The organism is Vibrio atypicus (genome assembly GCF_009811315.1).
Classification (GTDB): domain Bacteria; phylum Pseudomonadota; class Gammaproteobacteria; order Enterobacterales; family Vibrionaceae; genus Vibrio; species Vibrio atypicus.
The window spans coordinates 58,045-77,889 of the sequence record NZ_BLID01000003.1 but is presented as its reverse complement, the minus strand read 5'-3'; the positions used below and the strand labels follow the sequence as shown (position 1 = coordinate 77,889).

Genomic DNA, 19,845 nt, shown 5'->3' with positions numbered 1-19,845 from the left:
AGTCAGGAGAGCGGCCCATTAAAGCGTTACATCAATTAAATGGCCTCTATTAGTTCAGGTAAAATAGTAAATAGATCCCCGACTAAACCATAGTCTGCGACATCGAAAATAGGTGCATCAGGATCACTATTAATGGCGACGACAACTTTCGATTCTTTCATTCCCGCAACATGCTGAATCGCGCCTGATATGCCAATCGCAATGTAAAGATCAGGAGCCACTATTTTGCCAGTCTGACCAACTTGGAGGTCATTCGACACATAACCGGCATCAACCGCGGCTCGGGATGCTCCTATCGCGGCATTAAGACGATCAGCGAGCGATTCAACCAGAGCAAAGTTCTCTTTACTCCCCACCCCCCTCCCGCCAGAGACCACAACATTAGCAGCCGTTAGCTCTGGGCGAGCGCTTTCAGTCACCACTTGGCCCAACAATTCGGTACTAATTGATGGCACGTCAACATCAATCGCCTCAATTTCAGCGCTGTAGTCTTGGTTTACCTCGGCTTTGTCAAACGCCGACTCACGAACTGTCATCACTATGGTTGCATCGTGAGAAGTGACTCTTGCCAGAGCATTACCTGCGTATATGGGGCGAATAACCGTGTCAGCTGATTCTATTACCGTAACGTCAGACAACTGCCCCACATCGAGCAATGCAGCCAATCTCGGCGATAAGTCTTTACCAAATGAACTCGCAGACATCAGGATATGGGAATAAGGCGCAGCCATGGCCGCAATCATAGGAGCAAGACGCTCACTGAGCGGTACACCCAGCCTAGGATCGGAGACCACCACGACTTTAGTGACCGCTGAATACACCGAGCAGCTTTGAACTAGTTCGTCACGTATGTCCCCTAGTAGCAATAAATCGACAGGGGCACCATCGGTATGATTTGAGACCTGTTGAGCGGCTGAAAGCGTCGCCCGTGAAGCGGATGAGAGCACCTTTCCATCGTGCTCAGCGATAACTAGGATTCGATCACTCATATACTTTCTCCCTACTCTATCACTTTGGCTTCATTACGCAGTTTCTCGACTAGCTCTTCAACACTAGCGACCTTGATTCCAGAACTCCTCTGCGGTGGAGACAATATTTCCACGACCGTTTGAGAGTTTTTTTCAGTAATACCTAGCTCACTAAGTGTGGTCTTATCCATTGGTTTACGTTTCGCTTTCATAATATTTGGCAAAGAAGCATATCTAGGCTCATTCAAACGTAAATCGGTACTGACAATCGCCGGCAACGCTAGCTTAAGCCGCTCTAACCCACCATCAACTTCCCTTTCAACTTCAACATATTCACCATCTATTGTGATTTTAGAAGCAAAGGTCGCTTGTGGTCGTTCAGTCAGTGCAGCTAACATTTGCGCCACTTGGTTATTATCAGTATCAATGGACTGTTTACCTAACAGCACTAGCCCAGCCTGCTCCTTGTCCATCATCACTTTTAAGGTTTTTGCAACGCTAAGTGGCTCACACGGTTTATCGACATCAACGTGGATCGCTCTGTCTGCGCCCAACGCTAACGCAGAGCGCAATTGCTCTTGAGACGACTCATCCCCAATGGAGACAACCACAACTTCATCTGCGGCTCCTGCTTCTTTAAGTCGTATCGCTTCTTCAACTGCGATCTCACAGAAAGGATTCATGGTCATTTTTACGTTGGCGTCTTCAATACCGCTACCATCTGCTTTTACACGCACCTTTACATAAGGGTCGACGACACGTTTAATCGCTACTAGTACTTTCATACGGCCTCCAGCCACAAGCGTTATTTTGAGCTTAGTAAAGTTTACGTTTACGTCAACTGGACTATATTTAACTCACAAGGGAACTAACTTGTCGGGGTAAGTATGGAACGAGAATCAATGGAATTTGATGTCGTTATTGTCGGCGCTGGACCTGCTGGGCTCTCAGCTGCTTGTAGGCTCGCACAGCGTAGTCACGAGTCCGGTAATCAAATCTCTATTTGCGTGCTCGAAAAAGGATCGGAAGTCGGTGCGCATATACTCTCTGGGGCTGTTTTTGAGCCCAGAGCACTCAATGAGCTCTTTCCAGATTGGCAACAAAACCCTCCAACAATGACGCAAGTAAAAGGCGAAGAATTCTTAGTTCTGACCAGTGAACATAACCATATAAAAATGCCTCAGCAACTCATACCAAATTGTTTACGAAGCAACAAAGGTCAATATGTTCTTAGCCTAGGCAAGCTATGCCAATGGTTAGCAAACAAAGCTGAAGCGATGGGCGTAGAAATATTTGCCGGGTTCAGCGCAAAATCACTTTCATTTATTAATGATGAGAATAGAGTGACGGGTATCATTACGTCTGATATGGGGCTAGATAAAAATGGACACGCAAAAAGTGGCTTTCAACCCGGTATCGAACTCAAAGCTAAATACACGATTTTCGCTGAAGGTGCTCGCGGGCATTTAGGAAAAGAACTCATTCGTCATTATGATCTCGATGCGGATAAACAGCCTCAGCATTATGCCCTAGGCATCAAAGAACTATGGCAGTTAGACAAGCAAGATACGCGACATCAAGCTGGGAAAGTGCTTCATGGACTGGGCTGGCCTTTGAGTCAATCAGACAGTAATGGCGGCTGCTTTTTATACCACCTAGACGACCACCAAATTGCTGTTGGGTTAATTACCGATCTCAACTATAGCAACCCCTACGTCAGTCCTTTTGAAGAGTTCCAACGCTTGAAGCATCACCCGGCTATCGCCAAATATCTGCGAGGCGCAGAACGAATTTGTTTCGGCGCACGCGCTCTGGCAAAAGGTGGGTTGTTTTCTCTACCAAAACAGCAGTTTCCAGGCGGCCTGCTGATTGGGTGTGATGCGGGAACCTTAAATAGTGCCAAAATCAAAGGTAGCCATACAGCGATGAAATCAGGGATGCTCGCCGCTGAGGCAATCTTCGATCAGCTGACGTCAGAGCAACCACAAGATGAGCCCGATTATCAAACTCATTTTGCCGCGTCTTGGTTATATGAAGAACTCGATCAAGCTCGTAACTTTACCAGTGCGATTCATAATTACGGCAGTATCATCGGGGGCATTCTTACTCTATTCGAACACAATATTTGGCCGAAAATCACAACGAAGCGTGTACCTTGGAATATTCAAGACTCGGTCCCAGATCACCTTTGCCTAAAAAGAAAATCAACGTTTGATATCATCAACTATCCAAAGCCTGATAAAACACTCAGCTTTGATAAACCTTCTTCTGTTTACCTTTCTGCAACTCAGCACGAGGAAAACCAACCCTGCCACCTTCTGTTAGAAAATGAATGTATAGTCATTGATAATCATCTCCCCATGTTTGATGAACCTTCGCAGCGCTTTTGCCCTGCGGGTGTTTATGAACTTGTAGAGGTAGACGGACAAATAAAACTACAGATCAATGCCGCGAACTGTTTACACTGTAAAACTTGTGACATCAAAGATCCGTCACAAAATATTACCTGGGTGCCACCAGAAAGTGGCGGCCCCAATTACAAAACAATGTAGCGGTCTAAACAGAGAAGTCTTGCTGCACTTTTTGATGGAACATAGACACTCGGCTTAGCACATTCGTCAGATTTTTCTGCTCTAATACGGTCAAGTCTCGTATTGTGAGCTTATCGTTTATTTGTCTTAGATCGCTGTATTCAATGATCTGATTCATAAAACGAAGTTGCCAAATATGATCGAAGATATAGACCATCTCACGGTACGTTTTTGCATCTATTTCTTGCGCCGCATGAAGGCCTTTTAATCTTTCTATCGTATTACTTTCTCGAATATCATGTTTCAGTGCGTACAGACGACAAAAAATCTCCATAGGCCGTAAACAGTCTTTGAGATTTATCACCTCTCGACCTTCACTCTTTTCGGTAACTAACTGCCCCTCACTGTCTAGCGGGATAGAATGATTCAAACAGTTTTGTGCATATACGTGTAGAAACTCTGGCTCATTTGCTAATAGCTTTTGGATATGCGCTTGAATGCCATCCGCCAATTTCGCGTTGCCAAACGTTGAACGGATATCAAAGAAGACGTTGAGCTCTAATATTCCTTCAGGAGTCGCTTCCTCAATCCATTGGGTAAAGTTACTTTTCCACTCTTCTTCACTCAAACACCACTGATGGTTAGAAGCCATTATCAAGCCGTCACAATAGCTATAACCGGCCTGATTCAACATCGCGCAGACTTTTTCAGCCAAATGAAGGAAATAACGTCGAGTGGCTTTTAAATCTTGCTCATCCGGCGTTTCAAATACGATCGCGTTATCTTGATCGGAAAAAAGTGTCATGTCATGACGTGCATTACTGCCGAAAGATAGGAAGGAAAATGGCACTGGCGGCTCACCAATCTCGTCAATGGTTAACTCAATAAATCGGCAAATAGCAGCGTCATAAGTGTGACCAATCAATCTTCTTAAATTGTCTGGGCGCGTCCCAGAAGCAATCATTTCTCTAATCAAATCCGTTAGGCGATTAAGCGACTCAACAACATGTGAATGGCTTTCACCTTGCTCGATATCTGAAACGATGCTGTGGCTAGTTTTATGATATGAAGAACTCGGTGTAACGGAATGAAAACTGGCACCGTAAACCTTACGGACAATTGGCCTAAAAGAGATGACGTGTCCCAGTTTTTCAGAAAGGAAGATACGAGAGGTACTCAGAATGATATCAATCTCTCGGCCACTTTTGGTGACGATTTGAGCCTCAAACTCTCCTGGCTCTGCTTCATGAGTAAACAACTGCAATAAATGCTCTAATACTCGCTCATTTTGCTCAGCACGAGAGAACAGTTCTTGCCAAATCGTCTGAGATTTTAATTCAGTATCGGTGTACCCGAGAAGCTGATGTAAACGAGTATTTGAAAACACAATTTTGCCATCCGCTTCCAATATGTAACCTTCATTGGAAGACTCAACCAGTGCCTTATAGCGGTTTTTCGCTTCATGCAGCGCGACTTCCGCTCGTAGTTTTCTTTTATCAATCACCTTAGACTGAGCGATGACATAAAATAGAATCAATGCCAAACCCAAAGTGATGGCAACAAACACACGATAAAGTGTGCTTTCTAGGTGATCTATTTCTTGCTGGATATCCTCAAGATAGACGCCAGTACCAACAATCCATTGCCACTCTTCAACGCCTTCAACATAAGTCATCTTAGGCGCGGTAATCGTGGCATCATCTTTCCATTGCCAGAGGTACTCTAAGTAACCCTCATGAGACGTTTCGACTAGCTTGGCAAGCTCCACAAAAATCGGGAAGTCAGAGCTTTGCTCGTTCTCGTAGTAATGCGTTAAATCTTGGTTGGTTAAATCGCTTCGATATGGGTGCATAATCATGCGCGGGTGCATATCTGTAATGAAGAAATAGTCCTTATTTTCAGGACCATACCTCATTGACTTAATGTCTTGCGCAGCTTTAAATTGCGCTTGTTCCAAACTAAGCGCACCGCTTCTTTCCATTTGTACATAACGATCAACAACACTAACGGCAGTAGACGTTAACTCTTTGAGCATCTGCTGTTTTTGACCCACCATCGAATGCTCAACCAGCGGTAAAATAAGATAGATTATCGTAGTGACAAACAGCACAATCGCGCTGATGGTTGGCAACACGATCCGCAACCCAAATCGGTTGAATGGCGAATCCTGCTCACTTTGGGCAGCACTGAGTCCAGTGAAGTATTCAGCTAGCTCGGTTTCATCGAGTACATCACCAAGCTGCGCCTCATGACTCGTATCGTGGTATTTAGCCGTAAACGAACCATTTTCAAAATCAGCTCTTGTTGGTAAGTACCCGTGGTAATCATCACGAATGTGAGTCTCGAAGACATCTTTGATTTGCTGGCTTGTGTATTTATCGCCAAATTCCTGAATCGCTTCCGCCAGTGCCTCTTTGCAATGACGGAATCGTCGATGCGAATAGGGATCGAACTCGACTTCCTTCGCCATAGTGCCGCTGTGACCTTCTCCATTGTAATCAAAGAATCCATCAATCCAGCGATGAATTTCTTCAGCTCGAATTCCATATAAGTGCTCTGTTCGCTCGGCGTGTTCAGAAATCTTCATTACTATTTAGTCATTTCCTTGCATATTGATAATTAAATCAAAAATGTGTTGTACGTAGCATTTTTATTACGAAGCAATCACCAACCTAATGCCATCGGAGGGTTTTTTAATCGAAATCAATAATCCGATAAAACCACTTTCCTAGTATGAGGCCAATGTTTTGACGCGATTTTTGACAAGATGCCCAAGAGTTGTCTTGTTTTCATCAACGAAGTGATTCCTTGTTTTTCCCGCCTTATCAATAAGATAAGGTTCTTGGTAGCGTCTGGGATGTCGTCTCGTACTGTTCGAAGAGCAGTATACCAAGAGTAAGTGGAGAGCTAATTGACATGGTTCAACTTCGTCTCAATACAAAGGAAGACGAAATGTCTAACAAAAGTAAAACCTTTTACAGGGATATGCGTAAAAAAGCGCATGAATTTGAGAGCCGTGAAGAGTTTCTAAATCACGACCTCAAGATTATGAGTTTTCGCCGTTGGGGCATTCATTTACCTTCACGCGATTACAGTGTCGAGCTTGAAGACTTAGTACCCGCACTTGCGGCAACGATCGGTAAAGTGGTTATGGTAACCGCGATGGTTGCAGTATTTGCGGCGCAATTTGGATTATCACCAGAGTTTGTTGCAGAGAACGTCCGTTATGAACTCTTAATCGCTGGTGCTCTGTTTGTAATTCTATTTTCTGCAATTTTGAACCCAAACTCTAACTTAGCGGGTACTCACGGCCCAATGATTCCATTGATACCCTTGATAGCAGCCGCGGGGGGACACCCGTTGGCTCTGGGGATCATGGTCTGTATGTTCGGTTTTATCCTTGCTTATACCAAAGGGGGGTCAAAACTGATGACACTAACGGGCGTTGGCGTCCGGGGTGGTTTATTGATTTATTTAGGAGCCGTAGGGTTAATTGGTCAGATCAACAAAACGGAAGCTTGGGCTTCAAGTACCGATCAAGGCTATATCTCGTTTGCAGTTATTGGCGTAACCTTAGCAGTCTACGCTTATCTTGCGAAAATCAATAAGCGCTGGCTAGCGATCCCATTATGTTCTCTGATTGCTGGTATCGTTGCCTATGTCTTAGGGGCTGATTTCGCCTTTACTACCGAGCCAGGACTTCCACACTTTAGTCCATTCTACTGGTGGGGTGAAGATACAGGTTGGAAACTCGGTTGGCCAAATCTAGAGCACTTCATCGCTGTAACACCATTTGCTTTGCTGGCTGTTGCGATGTGGTCACCTGATTACCTTGGTCACCGCGTGTTCCAAGAGCTGAACTACCCGAAAGAAGCGAAAGGCGTTCTAATGGATGTAGATGACACCATGATGGTCGCTTCAATCCGTCAAGGTATCGGTTCTTTCCTAGGTGGCGGTAACCTTGCATCTTCTTGGGGCACTTACATGATCCCTGCGGCTATCGCTAAGCGTCCTATCCCAGGTGGTGCGCTTCTAACAGGTATCATGTGTATTGCAGCCGCTGTTATTGGCTACCCAATGGATCTTGCAATGTGGGAACCGGTTCTGCGTGTTGCACTGATTGTTGGTGTGTTCTTGCCGCTACTTGAAGCAGGTATGCAGATGATTCACAAGCACAAAGATTCATTAAGTGCAGGTATCTGTATCTTCGCTTGTGCTTTTGTTAACCCAGTATTTGGTTGGGCGACGACAATGTTGCTCGATAACATGGGTTTGATTGGCGATCATGAACGTGCGAAAGAACTCTCAGCAAAAGATAAATATCTTATCCCTGGCCTAGCGTTCGTTATTTGTGTCGGTTCACTTGCAATTGTTGGTCAATTACCAGGTATCCCAGCACTGATCGGCTAAATAATTAAGTCATTCACACTTAAGCATTTAAAAAGCGCAGCTCATCTTAAGCTGTGCTTTTTTTTATTATTTTTTTCCCCGACTTAACTTGAACAAAAAACATCCACATTTCACTAGTACTCCCCCGCTTTCTACTCATCACATCTATCAATAGAAATCGTTTTCGCTACAAAAAATCAACAATATTTGAAAAATATACGATTAAGTTGAAAAAGAGATTCCAATCACATTTTATTTGGTTATAATTCGCGCCCATTGCGCTTTATGTTGATAAACGCAAACTTAATTTGAAGTAATCGACTGTTAACCCATCCTCAATTTGAGGACAACCGAGAATAAAAATGAGCAAGATTGATAAAGCAATGCGCATCCTTCTAGCAGGATTCTGTATCAACCTTTGTCTTGGCATCCTGTATGCTTGGAGTGTATTCAACAAAGCACTAGTGACTGAGTCTGGCTGGAGTGCTGCTGAAGCATCAGCGCCTTACGCGACTGCAACTATCACATTCTCTATCTGTCTTCTTGTTGCAGGTATCCTTCAAGACCGCATGGGCCCACGCCTTATTCTTATCTTAGGTACTGTTCTTACAGGTCTAGGTATGATCGCGTCTAGCTTTGTTAGCTCTCCAATGATGCTAAACATCACGTTTGGTGTGATCACTGGTGCGGGTATCGGTTTCGGTTACGCTTGTCTTTCTCCTTCTGCGATGAAGTGGTTCCACTCTTCGAAGAAAGGTATGGTTAACGGCATCATCGCAGCAGGTTTCGGTCTAGCAGCTATCTACCTAGCACCAGTAACATCTGCACTGATCGACAGCATGGGCATCCAAACTAGCTTCCTAGTTCTTGGTGTTGGTATCCTTGCGATTGCAGTTCCACTAGCAGCAACGATCAACAACCCACCAGCAGACTACACGCCAGCTGAACCAAAAGTAAAAGCAGGCCAAGCACCTAAAGCGGTTAAGAAGTCTGATGACCTAACTTGGAAAGCCATGCTAAAAACACCGCAGTTCTACTCACTGTGGATCATGTACGCATTTGCTGCTTCTGTTGGTCTTATGATCATCGGTAACATCACAACAATCGCAAGTGTTCAAGCGAACCTACCAAACGCTGTTTACCTAGCGTCTATCCTTGCGGTATTCAACTCAGGCGGTCGTGTTGCTGCAGGTATGCTTGCTGACAAAATCGGTGGCGTGCGCACTCTACTTCTAGCGTTCGTTCTACAGGGCGTAAACATGGTTCTGTTTGCAACGTTCAAAACTGAATTCACGCTAATCATCGGTACGGCAATTGCTGCTGTAGGTTACGGTACGCTTCTAGCGGTATTCCCAACTCTAACAGCGGAATTCTACGGTCTTAAGAACTACGGTACTAACTACGGCGTGCTTTACACAGCTTGGGGTATCGGCGGCGCAATCGGTGCAGCAGTTGTTGGCTTCTCAATGACAGCCGGCGAAGGTTACGGCCTAGCTTACACAGTATCTGCAGTAATGATGGCAGTATGTATCGTACTAGCGTTCATCACTAAGCCACTGACTGAAGCAAAAGTTGCTGAGCTTAAAAACGCTTAAGATTTGAAATATATTTTGAAAGGCTTACCCTAGTGGTAAGCCTTTTTTATATCTGTCTTTTATGGAAAACTCCGTCGAACTCGCCCCAGATTACTATCTCGATAACTTTTTCAAACTCACCCGGCATGCCAAGCATTGGTATAGCGACCTATTGACGGCTGAAGAACATCAATGGCTTTCCGCCTTCGAACAATTGAATAAAGACGCTCAGTGCTTACTCGTTCGTTTATATAGCCGAAAAGGGTGTTGGTTTCGTAGTGATAAGCTTAACTATCAGGAAATCGTCAACCTCCAACACGCCTTGAATGAGCTAGAACTGCATAGCTTTGTCGAACTCAATCCCCTTATTTCAGAGCAAGAACTGGCAGCTAACTTATTGACCAAGCCAGAGATTCATACGCTCTACCCTCTGCACCCTAAATCACTCAAAAAAGATGCGCTGATTGGGCAGCTAAGCGAGGAGTTGTTCAACCAATTCGAGGCACTAGAATTCACCATCATTAAGCTCAATTCTGCGCATATGATCGATGTGCTTTTAACTCTGTTTTTTGCCAATACACACCAAGATCTCAGCCAATTTGTTTTAGATGACTTAGGCTTGCATCAATTTGAACAATACCAATTGAGTAAAGCGTGCCGATTCTTTGAAAGCAGAGAACAAATAGACCGCTTGATCCAGCTCAGCCAACTCTCTGAGCTCTATTGGCAATGCGACAGGAAGCAGAAGGCGAATCTCGACAATCTTGTTGCAGCAATGCCTGCCCCTGTTGAACACCATTACGTTGACCGTAAGCGGGAGCATATGATCAATGACATTGCGCGAGATTACGAACGTCTTAGCGAATTTGAGCTGGCTCTCGATTTATTTGAGCACACAACATTAGCACCAAGTCGAGAGCGCCGAGCCCGAATTTACGACAAGCTCAATTTTGACGCCCAACTTAGTGACGTTGTCACCAATATGTTAACTTACCCGATTGATGTCTCTGAGCTTGAAGTCGCACAAAAGCTAGAACAACGAGTAAAGCGTAAACAAGGTCTCAAAGTTCCAAGAACCAGTAAACCCAAATGTCGCGAATACCACCTCGAATTAGATCTATCACAACAGCGTGTTGAGCTTGCTGCCAAAGCGCATTTTGAAAGCTCGGGTTGGACGGTTTTTTATTCTGAAAACGCTCTACTCAATGGCCTACTTGGTTTAACTTTTTGGGACGCTATATTTGCTCCGATTGAAGGAGCATTCATTAACGCTTATCAGCACCGTCCACTTGATTTATACCATGCTGATTTCACCCATAAACGAGAGACACTCATCTGTCAGGCGCTCAGTAGCATTCAGCAAGGTCAAACTAAACAGCTCAATGATACCTACAGGAATAAATTTGGAATCAGCAACCCTTTCGTAAGTTGGACTCATCTAGAGAAGGAGTTATTACAACACGCGCTGAAGTGTATCTCTGGCGACATGCTAGCAGAGCTATTCAAAGTACAATTGAGTGACTTAAAACTCTACCGCAATGGTATGCCCGATCTGATCGCCTTTAAAGATGGAACCTTTGAATGGATTGAAGTGAAAGGCCCCGGAGACAAACTCCAAGATAATCAATGGCGCTGGATTAAAGAGTTTCACCGCCTCAATGTGCCATTTTCAGTTTGCTATGTGAATCATTAACCTCCCTATTTATTGGAGGTCATCTTGTAGTTTACGGTGATACAACTTCGATTGAGCAATGAACTTGTTTGGGTCGAGAAACTGGTGGAATACAGGGTGCTCAGTGGTATAGCCTGTCATCCAATTTTCACGTCCGCTGTTTGGGTAATCCTCCGGCTCCCCTAAGCGAATAGAAAAATGTAGGTGAGGCACCATGCCAATACCATAGCCTTCATTCGCGTCAGCAATATAGCCGATTAACTGGCCTCGAGTTACCTGCTCACCTTTCTCAATCAACCAGCGCTTTGCTGATACATGGCCATATAAAGAGTAAAGCCCTTCCCTTTTATGCTTAACAATAACTAAACCACCATATCCAGCTTCATACCCTGAAAAGAACACATTACCGTCAGCTACTGCATAAACTTCGGTACCCGGGGTCGCGTAATAATCGGCTGCAGAATGGTATAAATTGGGAAATCGAGATGCTTTTCCAAACTCGGCAAAGTCCTGAATCATGCCGACCTTTTTCATCGGCCATTCGTATGCTTCTCGACCATTGGCAACGATTTTCTCTAAAACTGGTGCCATTTCTTGTTTACGTTGCTCTACCTGACGCTCTTTCTCATCCGTCATCCATTTCGCTGCACCGATTGTGCAAATCAGTAGTAAGAAAAATAGATAAGGAAACCATACTTTTATTTTATTCATGATAGACCTAGCCAACGTCCGTTTTTTTTAACAAGCATACCCTTGAAAGCAAAAACGACCATCAGGGCGATCTCAGTCTTGGTAAAGTTAATCTAACATTAATCTTATGGCGTACTTATTAATTCAAGTCCCACCAATAACTCACTATTATTTGCTAAACTGCATGCTTTCTGCTGCAATTTGTAAAAATATAAAAAATAGAGCCATTAGAGTAATGAATTTACGGACATTTTTAATGTTGGCGGTGGTGACTTTGTTCGCTGGCTGTGCAACATACGCAGGACTTAACCTCGACCAACTTTTTGGCGAAGAGAAAGTCATAGACAGACGCTTGGATCTCGCCTCAAATCAAAGTGACTTCTTCCTTAACGAAGTAAAACCCATTATCGACAACCGATGTGTGGTTTGTCATGCCTGCTATGACGCTCCTTGTCAGCTAAAAATGTCTTCCGTAGAAGGGATTGACCGCGGTGCGAGTAAAGAGCTGGTTTACCAAGGAACGCGCTTAACGGCTGCCACACCGAGCCGCCTGTTCGAAGATGCTGACACCACTGAACAATGGCGCTCTATGGGGTTCCATCCCGTGCTCAATGAACGCATGCAAACACCAACTGCCAACCTTGAAGCAGGTTTAGTCGCGAAAATGCTCATGCAAAAAGAAGAGCATCCACTACCCGATGAAACTCAGTTGACCGGTTTTGATTTCTCTGTCGATCGCGATCAAGTTTGCCCGACCATCGAAGAGTATCCGCAATATCAACAAGATTACCCAACTTGGGGAATGCCTTATGGTATGCCAAACCTAGACAGCAAAGAGTATTCGACACTACTCTCGTGGCTTCAAGACGGCGCTATCATGAATGAGCAGATTCCTTTGACGATGGAACAACAAGCTTTAGTCGACGAATATGAAGCAATGCTCAACAAATCGGCAAGAAAGGTCCAGTTATCTGCCCGTTACATCTATGAGCATTTATTTCTGTCGCACCTTTATTTTTCCGATCTAAACGAAACTAAACCTAGATTCTTTACTCTTGTGCGCTCGTCAACGCCTCCAGGTGAACCCGTTAAGCGTATCGTCACTCGTCGCCCATACGATGATCCTCAAGTTGATCGTGTCTACTATCGCTTAATTCCAGAACAAGGCACCATCGTTGACAAAACTCATATGCCGTTCGCTCTAAATGAGCAACGAATGCTGAATTGGAAAAAATGGTTTATCGACGCAGACTATACAGTTGCAGAGCTACCGGGCTATCAAGTCCATGTTGCTGCCAACCCGATGACGGCGTTCATCAACCTGCCTGTAAAAGCGCGCTTCAAGTTCATGTTAGATAACGCCCAGAACACCATCAACGCCTTTATTAAAGGGCCGGTTTGTCGTGGGCAGTTGGCACTTAATGTTATTAACGACCGTTTCTGGGTGTTTTTCTTAGATCCGGATAAATCTGATATCCCAGAAGTGAATGAGTTTTATCGCTCGCAAGCAGATAACTTAAAACTCCCAGGCGAGCTGGAGAGTAATACTCTACCAATAACTAACTGGGTTTCTTACTCAAGACAGCAAGCTCGCTATTTAGAAGCTAAATCTGCATTTATTAATGACTGGTTCAAAGATGGTCAATACCTTACTACTGATGTCATTTGGACAGGTAATGGCACCAACCCAAATGCGGCGCTAACTGTCTTTAGACATTTTGATAGCGCCTCTGTAGTACAAGGCTTGGTCGGCACTCCGCCTAAAACCGCTTGGGTGTTAGATTACGCACTCATTGAGCGTATCCACTATTTATTGGTGGCAGGCTTTGATGTGTATGGCAACTTTGGCCACCAACTCATTACTCGTATGTTTATGGACTTCCTTCGCCTAGAGGGAGAGAGTAACTTTGTTGCCCTACTACCACTCGATGTGCGCCATCAAGAGCAATCAAGCTGGTACCAAAACCAAAGCACTCAACTCAGTGATTATTTACAGCGCAACGTCAAGCCATTCAATCAGCCGACACAAGTTCCATACCAAACGGACAACCCAAAAGCTGAGCTGTATGACATTTTAAAAACTCAGCTTTCTCCGGTACTCACTAGCCGCTATAAAATAGAGCAAACCGGCTTTAGCCATAGCAATGAAGAAGCGCTTCGAGAAGTTCAATCCATTCGTGGAAAAGGCTTGGTCTACCTGCCTCAAATCATGATGCTAATGATTGAGTCGAAAGCGGGAGAAGACCAATTATTTACCCTGCTTCACAATAATGCACACACCAATATTTCGAGTTTGTTCGATGAACAGAGCAACCGAGATCCAAAGAACGATGACTTAACATTGGTCCGTGGTGTGATCGGAAGCTACCCTGCTGCGTACCTGTCTTTAACAGAAGACCAGATTCCTCAATTGGTAAAAATGTTGAAAAATATTCAAAGCGAAGAGGACTACGTTAAGTTATTGGATAGCTTCGCGATCCGACGAAGTGATGATGGGTTTTGGCCGTTCAGTGACCGAGTGCATCGATGGTATCAGCAAAATCAACCTATCGAATTTGGCCTTCTTGACTACAATAGATTTGAGAATAGGTAGAACCATTCAAACCAACCGCTAACATAGGGAGGTACTCATGGGAATTCAAGATAGCATCAAGGTATTGGAACAACAAATCTTCGTCGCATGCTCTGAAGGTGACTACGATACGGTGACAATGCTTGAACATCAATTGGATAGCTTAAGAACCAAAGCTGAGCATCCATTTAGCGAAGACCCGTATGCACCTGAAGGGAATTTGTTCCCAGATGATGAGTGGTACTAAGATAAAGACACCCCGCCTGTTGGCGGGGTGTTTGTTTTACAACTAACGGCACTTAAATGACTCTTTGTCGATGCCGTGCTTTTTCATCCTCAGATATAACTTCTTACGTGGTACTTGCAGGTAATTGGCTGCATCAGCAACTCTTCCCGAATGGAGGAATAACGCATCCTCAATCACCTCTTTTTCGTAGTCATCAACTAAGTCATCTAATGGCAATAGCGTCTCTTCTTGAGTGTAGAGCTTCTCTTTACCGGTCAGTTTTACAATACCAACCGCATACAATTCAGCCACATTGCGAAGCTCTCTAACGTTTCCTGGCCAAGAATGCGCCCGCAAAACTGCCAAATAGTGAGACTCGACTTTCGGTAGCGTTCGACCTAGCTTTTTACAGCTTAACTTTAAAAAATGGTGGAACAATACCGCAACATCATCCGGCCTTTGCTTTAAGCCAGGCACTTCTATAACCCCTTGGCTCAGAAGATAGTAGAGTTCAGGAACCAACAGCTCTTCAGCAATCAACTCGCTTGGTTCTTGATTGAACACAGCCACGACACGAATGGAGACCTGACTCCGCTCCCACGTTATAAGTAATTGCGCCAATTCTCTCTGAACGGGCTCCGAAAGACGCTCTAAACGATCAATAACTACGGTACCGGATGTTAGCGCTTCCAAGTCTGCGATAGATAACTCACCGTCTTGGATCGCCTCTGCATTTATTACTCGGTAGCTATCATGACTTGTACCTTGGGTCATGTCATGAATCAGTTGCGCCACTAAATGGCGACCTGATCCCGTCTCTCCCCATACAACAACATGATTGTTAAGGAGTGCAAACTGAGAAACACAATGGCGAATCTGTTCAAGCTGCGCAGATGGACCGATCATCGATTTATCGATTGTCGCGGTCATAGCTCTCTTTTGCTCAATAAATGCCGAACGCTCATTGAGATGATTTTTTACCATTTCAATCAACTGAGCAGGATTGATCGGCTTCTCGACAAACTCGCATGCCCCCTTTTTAACTGCATCAACCGCCATGGGAATATCACCATGGCCAGTAATGACGACCACGGGAATTCGCTCATCGATCTGCTTAATATGCTCAAGTAACTCTAAACCATGAATTTGCGGCATATACATATCAAGCAACACAACCCCAGGCCAGTCAGGAGTGATGTGTTGGCAAGCAATGGTTGGATCGGAAATTGGTTTCGCGGTAAACCCTGCAATATCCATTAAGTGCTTGTACGAATCGAGGACATCTTGATCATCATCGACAAGCAGAACTGAGAAATTATGATTTTGCATGTGGTAACTCCAAGATAACTAATGCTCCCTTTTCCAAACTAGACGCGAGATAGATGTGTCCAGAATACTTTTCCATCAAAGATTGGCTGATATTCAACCCAAGCCCTAACCCTACCTCTTTCGTCGTGGTGAAAGGTGTAAACAGTGTCGATACAATCTCACTATCAAATCCCCCACCAGTATCTTGCACAGCAATAATATGGTGTGTCTTATTTGAGTGTAGTGGCAACACCGCAACCTTTCGTTGAGCCGAATTGTGTTCAGCAATCGCATCACACCCATTGACCAGCAAGTTGATCAGTACTTGCTCGATAGCGAGCGCATTGCCATAGACTTGTTGATCCACCGTCAATCCATTCTCTATCTCTATCAACTGACGTTTCGCTTTAGTATTGACGATCGTAATCGCCTGTTCGGTAATCTCATTTAATGAGTGCATCGCTAGACTCTGATCACCGTCTGATTTTTTCGCGAAGCTACGCAAACTTGAAATGATCTTACTCATCCGTAGCGATAAGCCTTCTATCTGTTCGATCGATTGATTGACAGCTTCACTATTTCCGGAATCATTTGAGAGCTTTGCACTATACAAATACGTCGACATTGCATTGAGGGGCTGATTCAACTCATGAGCTAAACTGGTCATCGCTTGACCAACAACCGCCATTTTCGCTGCTTGAATCAGCTCACCTTGAGTCTGTTTTAGGTGCGCTTCCGCGCGTTGTCGTTCAACAATCTCTTTCGACAAATGCTGGTTCTTCTCGACCAAATCAACGGTTTTCTCTGCCACACGCTTTTCAAGCTCTTTCGCGGTGAGCGCTTGTTGGGTCACATCGGTAATGGTGACAATGACTTTCTTAAGCTGACCATGAGCAAACAAATGAAAATCGAAATGCAAATAGCACGGCACTTGTTCAGAAACACACAAGGTGATTTCATCGCGCCCAGACTGGAATAAGGCTTCTCCACGTTTAAATATCTTCGCCAGCGCTAACTGGCTGTGATTTTCAAATGCTTGCCAGATCAGTTTGTTTTCTACCTCACCTTGCTCCGCGAGAAGGCGACGTGCGCTAAGGTTCGCCGATTCCACATACCCAGCCAAATCACAGGTCAATAAGCTTGCCGAGGTATTGTTGATTAAGCTAACAGCGTTGGTGCGTTGGATCTCTTTGACACTCTCACCATACTCTATGAGCTTCTCACTTAGTCGACCTATTTCATCCTCTCCATCCACCTGAATCGGGTGGCTAAGATCGCCTTGGGTAATGGCATCAATACTTGAGCTAAGGGCGGTTAGCCTTGCTACGATACGTCGATTAATGAAGTAGTAAGTCAAGAACAAAGACATCAATATCGAGACGCTAAAACAGATAATCAGAATACGGTTACCATATGAGACAAGGCTTGCCGTTTCTTGTTTTACGCCAACGAAGCTTTCATCCGCCAAACTGACGACCACACCAATCTGTTGATGGATTTCATTTAATTGCGCATCAATTTTCTGCTGCAAAGCGGCAATTCGATGATTAAGAGCCACATTATCGAGTAATTGATGATAGAAGATCCCTTCGGGTGCAAGGAGTGTCGTGAGCTCTTGAATCAACTGCTGATAAGCAATCGCCGAGGGTAAACTAAGAATGATTTCACTGTTTTTGACTAACTCATCCAGCTTATATTGAATCACTTTCGTCGCGTTATGCACTTGCGCCAATTGTTGAGCTTCGATGACATCACTGGTCATCGAGTAGATATTTGACTCTACATCGAGTACTTGCTGAATTGTACTCAGCTGATCTAAAGCGACGTTTCGCTCGTTACCAATATCATCTCGCTTGATCAACCAGTGCAATTCCTGACGAATTGGGGTTAGCTCAGAACGAATATCTTGATGCAGCCAATTGATTTGCTCTTTTAACTTGTTGACTCGACGTGTCTGTTCAACTCTTTGAAGCACCAGATCGCTGTATAACTGGACGGTTTGACCTAACTCCTGATACAAACCCGGCAATTGCTGGGCCTCGCCGTGATCCAAAGTCTCACCTTGAGCATCAAGTAATGTCTGCTCTATCGCATCCAACTGTTCAGATAGCGCTAGAATTTGAGCATTCAATTCAACTTTATTATTGAGCGTCGGGATTAACTGAACGCGATAACGAACCTCACTGCTTCGACTTTCTAACAGATAGCTGGTGTTGTATTTAGGAACGCTAGTTTCAAGAAGCTCACTGACTTGTCCATCGAGCCGATTCCATGTCAGCCAAGCGACAACACTCACCACCGTAAGCAAGGCCGTTGTACCTGTAAACGCAAGAATCAATTTTGCGCCGATGGTATTCCACTTATTCATCAAACGAGCCTTGCTTTAGTTGATTCAATTGTTCTGCCACCTGTTCTAAATTGCTTTCAAACTGCGACCCAAAGCGATAACCAAACTCTGCCAACATCGCTTGCTCCAAACCATTTGAGCGAGGGTCTGACTTGGTTTGCTCCAAAATAGATTGCCCTAATGCCATCACATCAAGCTCGCTTACCGAAATAGTAAACAGACGCTTTTTGAGTGATTGAATGAACTCATCACTCGCTTTATCGGATGTTTCATGGTGTGAAAGGCTCAGCCAAACATCTTGTAATTCAGGAAGACGCTTGGTTATGGCTTCATCAAAAATAATATTCACCAACTTCTCGCGCATCATGAGCTGGTTTAAATTCAGCGTTGGGATTTGAGCGCTAAAAAGGGAATCATCCCCAATGGAATGTTTGGCAAAGCTAGTCTGATGCATATCTGTCTGCACACTCTTTGAAAGCAATAGCTCAATGAAACGCTGAGTCGTTTTGTTGTTCCCTGACTTTTTCAACACACCGATATAAGTCGGCATTAGAGTAAAGTCTTTGTCATAACCAAAGCCCACATGCTGAAACTGTTTAGGTAAAACAAGGGCATAACTATCAATAATTGGCCCGATACCAAATTGTCCTTTTGCCACATTGTCACTGACGCCAAAACTTCGCGAGGAGATCGTGCCCAAATTCGCGCCGACATTTAAAATAATCTCCCAGCCTTGCTGCCAGCCGTATTGGGCAAGCAAACTTTCGATCATCATTTGAGTCGTACCAGAACGGCTTGGTGTACTCATTGTGATGTGACCAAAATAATCAACCGACGTTAAGTCACGAAACTGGCTAGGCTCCTTTAAGCCATTAGCATGTAAATAATCATTGTTCCAAACAAGTCCCGCCCCCGAGTAGCCAACACTGATGACTTGACTCCGCTTTGGCAATACAAAAGGGATAAGCCAATCGGGTACCTCGTTGTCCATCGACACTTCCGCCAGTTGATCTCTTTTATGTAGCTCTTCCATTAAAAATGGCGAGGAGCTGAGCACAACATCAACATCCTGAATATAAGATTTATTTAAGAGCTGAATCGCTGACTGGGTTCTTCTATGAATCAGTTTGATGTCCACTTTAGGGTTCTCTTGTTTATAAGCAAACATCAACTCCGCGATCGGTTCGCTAGAAAACGTAGTCAAAATAACTAAATCTTCCTTATTTGCCAGCACAGTTGAGCTAACTAACAAACTCGAGAAAGTGAATACCACTTTAAAAATCGCGTTTAAACTGCCTAATCTCACGTCACAAAATCCCTTAAAAATGTGCGTCAATTCAAAAAGCGGCAAATCCTCATTTAATTCTTTTTCCGCTGGTTGAGTCATAACTGACGCATATCGCCTTAACCCTATCCATAATTCTATCAACTTCACCGCCAGTTGAACGGTAAAAAGTGGCACTTTTAACCCGAGCAAATCTTTTAATTGAGTCAATTTTGTCTCAAAACCGCCTTTTTGAACGCATTCTTCCTCACCTGCATGATGCTCCCGACAACTCATTACTCGT

At 44.3% G+C, this 19,845-nt stretch carries 13 protein-coding genes; 6 read left to right on the top strand and 7 right to left on the bottom strand.

What is annotated here, in order from left to right; translation table 11 throughout:
• Positions 1-35 precede the first annotated feature (35 nt).
• Positions 36-989: an electron transfer flavoprotein subunit alpha/FixB family protein gene (locus tag GVO60_RS07630; RefSeq protein WP_159652571.1), complete on the bottom strand. Its 954-nt coding sequence runs from the start codon at positions 987-989 to the stop codon at positions 36-38.
• Positions 990-1,000: 11 nt separating this feature from the next.
• Positions 1,001-1,753, bottom strand: coding sequence for an electron transfer flavoprotein subunit beta/FixA family protein (locus tag GVO60_RS07625; protein WP_159652569.1), 753 nt, complete (start codon positions 1,751-1,753; stop codon positions 1,001-1,003).
• Positions 1,754-1,855: 102 nt separating this feature from the next.
• Here GVO60_RS07625 and GVO60_RS07620 point away from each other — a divergent pair, with 102 nt between their 5' ends.
• Positions 1,856-3,520 carry an electron transfer flavoprotein-ubiquinone oxidoreductase gene (locus GVO60_RS07620; RefSeq protein ID WP_159652567.1) on the top strand — a complete coding sequence of 555 codons (1,665 nt, stop codon included), beginning with the start codon at positions 1,856-1,858 and terminating at the stop codon, positions 3,518-3,520.
• A gap of 4 nt (positions 3,521-3,524) precedes the next feature.
• On the opposite strand, the gene GVO60_RS07615 is transcribed toward GVO60_RS07620, so the two are convergent.
• Positions 3,525-6,086, bottom strand: a complete 2,562-nt coding sequence (locus tag GVO60_RS07615; RefSeq protein WP_159652565.1) for a DUF294 nucleotidyltransferase-like domain-containing protein — start codon at positions 6,084-6,086, stop codon at positions 3,525-3,527.
• 365 nt (positions 6,087-6,451) lie between these two features.
• On the opposite strand from GVO60_RS07615, the gene GVO60_RS07610 reads away from it, so the two are divergent.
• From GVO60_RS07610 to GVO60_RS07600, 3 genes are all read left to right on the top strand, one after another.
• Positions 6,452-7,909: a DUF3360 family protein gene (locus GVO60_RS07610; protein ID WP_159652563.1), complete on the top strand. Its 1,458-nt coding sequence runs from the start codon at positions 6,452-6,454 to the stop codon at positions 7,907-7,909.
• Between the two features lie 341 nt (positions 7,910-8,250).
• The gene (locus GVO60_RS07605; RefSeq protein WP_159652561.1) at positions 8,251-9,483 is read left to right on the top strand and encodes an L-lactate MFS transporter; all 1,233 of its coding nucleotides are present in this window, start codon (positions 8,251-8,253) and stop codon (positions 9,481-9,483) included.
• 61 nt (positions 9,484-9,544) lie between these two features.
• Positions 9,545-11,155, top strand: coding sequence for a VRR-NUC domain-containing protein (locus GVO60_RS07600; protein WP_159652559.1), 1,611 nt, complete (start codon positions 9,545-9,547; stop codon positions 11,153-11,155).
• Between the two features lie 9 nt (positions 11,156-11,164).
• On the opposite strand, the gene GVO60_RS07595 is transcribed toward GVO60_RS07600, so the two are convergent.
• A complete protein-coding gene (locus GVO60_RS07595; RefSeq protein WP_159652557.1) occupies positions 11,165-11,845 on the bottom strand; it encodes a M23 family metallopeptidase in 681 nt (226 codons plus the stop codon).
• A gap of 214 nt (positions 11,846-12,059) precedes the next feature.
• On the opposite strand from GVO60_RS07595, the gene GVO60_RS07590 reads away from it, so the two are divergent.
• Both GVO60_RS07590 and GVO60_RS07585 read left to right on the top strand, forming a co-directional pair.
• Positions 12,060-14,417 carry a fatty acid cis/trans isomerase gene (locus GVO60_RS07590; RefSeq protein WP_159652555.1) on the top strand — a complete coding sequence of 786 codons (2,358 nt, stop codon included), beginning with the start codon at positions 12,060-12,062 and terminating at the stop codon, positions 14,415-14,417.
• A 37-nt stretch (positions 14,418-14,454) separates the two neighbouring features.
• A complete protein-coding gene (locus GVO60_RS07585) occupies positions 14,455-14,643 on the top strand; it encodes a hypothetical protein (RefSeq protein WP_159652553.1) in 189 nt (62 codons plus the stop codon).
• Between the two features lie 42 nt (positions 14,644-14,685).
• Here GVO60_RS07585 and GVO60_RS07580 read toward each other — a convergent pair whose 3' ends face one another.
• Genes GVO60_RS07580 through GVO60_RS07570 form a run of 3 tightly spaced genes read right to left on the bottom strand, consistent with a single transcriptional unit; the run spans position 14,686 to position 19,838 of the window.
• Positions 14,686-15,951 (bottom strand): sigma-54-dependent transcriptional regulator, encoded by a 1,266-nt coding sequence (locus GVO60_RS07580; RefSeq protein ID WP_159652551.1) that lies wholly within the window; start codon positions 15,949-15,951, stop codon positions 14,686-14,688.
• Complete coding sequence (locus GVO60_RS07575) at positions 15,938-18,298, bottom strand: ATP-binding protein (protein ID WP_159652549.1); 2,361 nt, start codon at positions 18,296-18,298, stop codon at positions 15,938-15,940. Before GVO60_RS07575 ends, GVO60_RS07580 begins: the two co-directional genes overlap by 14 nt.
• A complete protein-coding gene (locus GVO60_RS07570) occupies positions 18,291-19,838 on the bottom strand; it encodes an ABC transporter substrate-binding protein (protein ID WP_225874909.1) in 1,548 nt (515 codons plus the stop codon). Before GVO60_RS07570 ends, GVO60_RS07575 begins: the two co-directional genes overlap by 8 nt.
• Positions 19,839-19,845 lie beyond the last annotated feature (7 nt).

Bases quoted from the DNA above. Each gene is read 5' to 3' on its own strand.
- GVO60_RS07630 (WP_159652571.1), bottom strand. From the start codon at position 989: ATGAGTGATCGAATCCTAGTTATCGCTGAGCACGATGGAAAGGTGCTC.
- GVO60_RS07625 (WP_159652569.1), bottom strand. From the start codon at position 1,753: ATGAAAGTACTAGTAGCGATTAAACGTGTCGTCGACCCTTATGTAAAG.
- GVO60_RS07620 (WP_159652567.1), top strand. From the start codon at position 1,856: ATGGAACGAGAATCAATGGAATTTGATGTCGTTATTGTCGGCGCTGGA.
- GVO60_RS07615 (WP_159652565.1), bottom strand. From the start codon at position 6,086: ATGAAGATTTCTGAACACGCCGAGCGAACAGAGCACTTATATGGAATT.
- GVO60_RS07610 (WP_159652563.1), top strand. From the start codon at position 6,452: ATGTCTAACAAAAGTAAAACCTTTTACAGGGATATGCGTAAAAAAGCG.
- GVO60_RS07605 (WP_159652561.1), top strand. From the start codon at position 8,251: ATGAGCAAGATTGATAAAGCAATGCGCATCCTTCTAGCAGGATTCTGT.
- GVO60_RS07600 (WP_159652559.1), top strand. From the start codon at position 9,545: ATGGAAAACTCCGTCGAACTCGCCCCAGATTACTATCTCGATAACTTT.
- GVO60_RS07595 (WP_159652557.1), bottom strand. From the start codon at position 11,845: ATGAATAAAATAAAAGTATGGTTTCCTTATCTATTTTTCTTACTACTG.
- GVO60_RS07590 (WP_159652555.1), top strand. From the start codon at position 12,060: ATGAATTTACGGACATTTTTAATGTTGGCGGTGGTGACTTTGTTCGCT.
- GVO60_RS07585 (WP_159652553.1), top strand. From the start codon at position 14,455: ATGGGAATTCAAGATAGCATCAAGGTATTGGAACAACAAATCTTCGTC.
- GVO60_RS07580 (WP_159652551.1), bottom strand. From the start codon at position 15,951: ATGCAAAATCATAATTTCTCAGTTCTGCTTGTCGATGATGATCAAGAT.
- GVO60_RS07575 (WP_159652549.1), bottom strand. From the start codon at position 18,298: ATGAATAAGTGGAATACCATCGGCGCAAAATTGATTCTTGCGTTTACA.
- GVO60_RS07570 (WP_225874909.1), bottom strand. From the start codon at position 19,838: ATGAGTTGTCGGGAGCATCATGCAGGTGAGGAAGAATGCGTTCAAAAA.